Source organism: Intrasporangium sp. (genome assembly GCF_036566125.1).
Lineage (GTDB): Bacteria > Actinomycetota > Actinomycetes > Actinomycetales > Dermatophilaceae > Intrasporangium.
The window spans coordinates 1-2,228 of the sequence record NZ_DATCWX010000312.1 but is presented as its reverse complement, the minus strand read 5'-3'; the positions used below and the strand labels follow the sequence as shown (position 1 = coordinate 2,228).

Genomic DNA, 2,228 nt, shown 5'->3' with positions numbered 1-2,228 from the left:
CCGGCCGGCCGCGACCCATGCCACCCCACGGACCTTCGGCGCCGCCCCACCCGCCGAAGCCGGTCACCCAGTCCGGTCCGCCCATGCCCCGACCGCGGCCTCCATGGCCACCCGGGCCACCGTGTCGGCCGCGCGGCCCATAGCCGCCGCGCTCTCGGTGGCCCCACTCGGATTCGTTGCTGCCAGTCATGTCAGCTCCCTGTCGTCGAGCGACTTCCGATCAGTCGCGATGCATCAACGATATGTCGGTAACGCGCTGCGAACAACGGTTTTTCTCTGCAGCCTTGCGGGTAACACCCCTGAGATGCTTCATTGATCAACGTCGAGAGAACGGCAGCGACCCGTCAGGCGTGTCCGGGCCCGAGGCAACTGGGCCCTAGGGAGGAGGACTCGCGTGCCGACCATGCAGGACGGCAGCCCCAATACTGACGGGGGTGCGCCACAGAACGAGAAGAGGACCGTGCGCATCCCTTGGGCGCCCTCTGCGGCGCCACACATCCGCAAGACGCTCGTCGCCGACCTCGCCGCCCGCGAGGTCCCGGGCGAGGTCGTCGAAGAGGCCGAGATCGTCGTGAGCGAGCTCGTCGCCAACGCGATCCGCCATGCCAAGCCGCTCTCCGACGGGGCGATCCGGGTCCACTGGAAGGTCAAGAACAACGTCGTCGAGGTCGAGGTCACCGACGGTGGCGGGCCCACCGTTCCACGGCCCGCTCCGCCGACGACGTGGGCGCCGGGTGGTCGGGGCCTGCGCATCGTCCGCTCCCTCGCCCACGAGTGGGGCGTCCTGGAGGAGCCCAACGGCCGCACCGTGTGGGCCTCCGTCGGAGGTCCCTCCCGGCGACGCTCACACTGAGCCTTTCGCGCGGAGCGAGCCCAGCGGCATACGGCTCACGTCTTTGCTGTCGTATGCCGCTGAGCGCGCTCACGTGCGTACCTGACCACCCACTAGGGTTGCCTCCCATGGGTAAGGCTTCTCGGCGTTCGCGCACGGACCGCACCGTTCGCACCTCCCGTCCGGCTCCCGTGCCGTTCGTAGCGCGTCCCTTCGAGGGGCTACCCGGTGAGACGGACTGGGTCGCGATGCGCGAGATCGTCCCTGCCGCGACGGCCACGGTCCGCCTCGCAGAGGGCAAGGCACCGGCGGGCGCACCCGAGTCGATCACGATCGCGACGGTGCTGCCGCTCGCCTGGCCGGCGCTGCACCGCAACAACGGCGACGTGCTGGTCGGCATCCAGTCGGGCAATGCCAGTGGTGACACGAGCCGCGACATCGCCCACGCGGTCGAGCTGGCGATCGCCGCCGAGCCGGGCACACCGATCCAGTCGTTGCCGGTGTCCACGGCGGAGACGACGCGGCTGCAGGACCTCATCGACGTCGACGCGCCATTCGAGATCGAGCTGCACGACGGCTTCGACTTCTGGGTGGACGACGCCGAGCTCGACGTCGAGGGGCAGCAGTCGCTCGAGCGGGCCAACGAGTCCGTCATCCCGACGGTCAAGCTCGCGTCGGCGCCCTCGGCCTACTGGTGCCGGATCGGCGAGCGCTGTTATGTCCGGTGGGTCCTGCCCTACGACGAGGACGTCGCGACCAGCGCCCTGGCCCGGCTTCACGCGGCCGACACGTCCAGGCTCACGCCCGAGCACGGCGACGGCGGTCGGCTGCTCGGCTGCTTCCGGTCGAGCGGGCTGCTCATCCCGGTATGGGAGGTTGACCCGGGCTCGGAGCCGGAGAGCCACGATGACGCCGTGGCGACCATGCGGGAGCGCATCGACGTGGCCGCGGCTTCCACCGAGCCGCTCACCGCGGCCGAGCGCGGGGCGCGAGCGGGACTGACGAACCGCCAGGTCACGCTGCGCTGAGCGGTCGCTCGATGCCCGGCTCCGTAAGCGGTGGGTCGGCGACCCCGCTGCCGGTCGTCGCCATCATCCCGGCCAAGGATGAGGCGGCCCGCATCGCAGCGACCATCGGTGCGGTCCGCCGGATCCCCGGAATCGCAGCGGTCATCGTCGTGGACGACGGGTCGCGGGACGGGACGGGCCGGATCGCGGCGGAGCGTGGGGTCGAGGTCGTCCGGCATGCTCGCAACCGCGGCAAGGCCGAGGCCCTGATGAGCGGCCTCGGCCGCATGTCCGCGCTCCAGCGGGTCGGACGGGTCGGGTCGGGGGCAGCGGCGCTCTTCGTGGACGCCGACCTCGAGGACTCGGCCGAGGCGGTCGGGGTGCTCGTC

3 protein-coding genes and 1 pseudogene are annotated in these 2,228 nt (G+C 71.2%); 3 read left to right on the top strand and 1 reads right to left on the bottom strand.

The features are described from left to right. Positions 1-190: pseudogene (locus tag VIR15_RS18890) on the bottom strand (PadR family transcriptional regulator); the annotation flags it as partial. 213 nt (positions 191-403) lie between these two features. Between VIR15_RS18890 and VIR15_RS18885 the strand changes: the two are divergent. From VIR15_RS18885 to VIR15_RS18875, 3 genes are all read left to right on the top strand, one after another. Next, positions 404-853, top strand: coding sequence for an ATP-binding protein (locus VIR15_RS18885; protein ID WP_331930597.1), 450 nt, complete (start codon positions 404-406; stop codon positions 851-853). A 107-nt stretch (positions 854-960) separates the two neighbouring features. After that, on the top strand, positions 961-1,860 hold the full coding sequence (locus VIR15_RS18880) for a DUF5926 family protein (RefSeq protein ID WP_331930595.1): 900 nt from the start codon (positions 961-963) through the stop codon (positions 1,858-1,860). Between the two features lie 11 nt (positions 1,861-1,871). Further along, positions 1,872-2,228 (top strand): glycosyltransferase (locus VIR15_RS18875; protein WP_331930593.1); only part of this gene is annotated, 357 nt, incomplete at its 3' end.

What these genes read in the sequence shown, in the direction of transcription:
- VIR15_RS18885 (WP_331930597.1), top strand. Translation starts at nt 404, where the DNA reads ATGCAGGACGGCAGCCCCAATACTGACGGGGGTGCGCCACAGAACGAG.
- VIR15_RS18880 (WP_331930595.1), top strand. Translation starts at nt 961, where the DNA reads ATGGGTAAGGCTTCTCGGCGTTCGCGCACGGACCGCACCGTTCGCACC.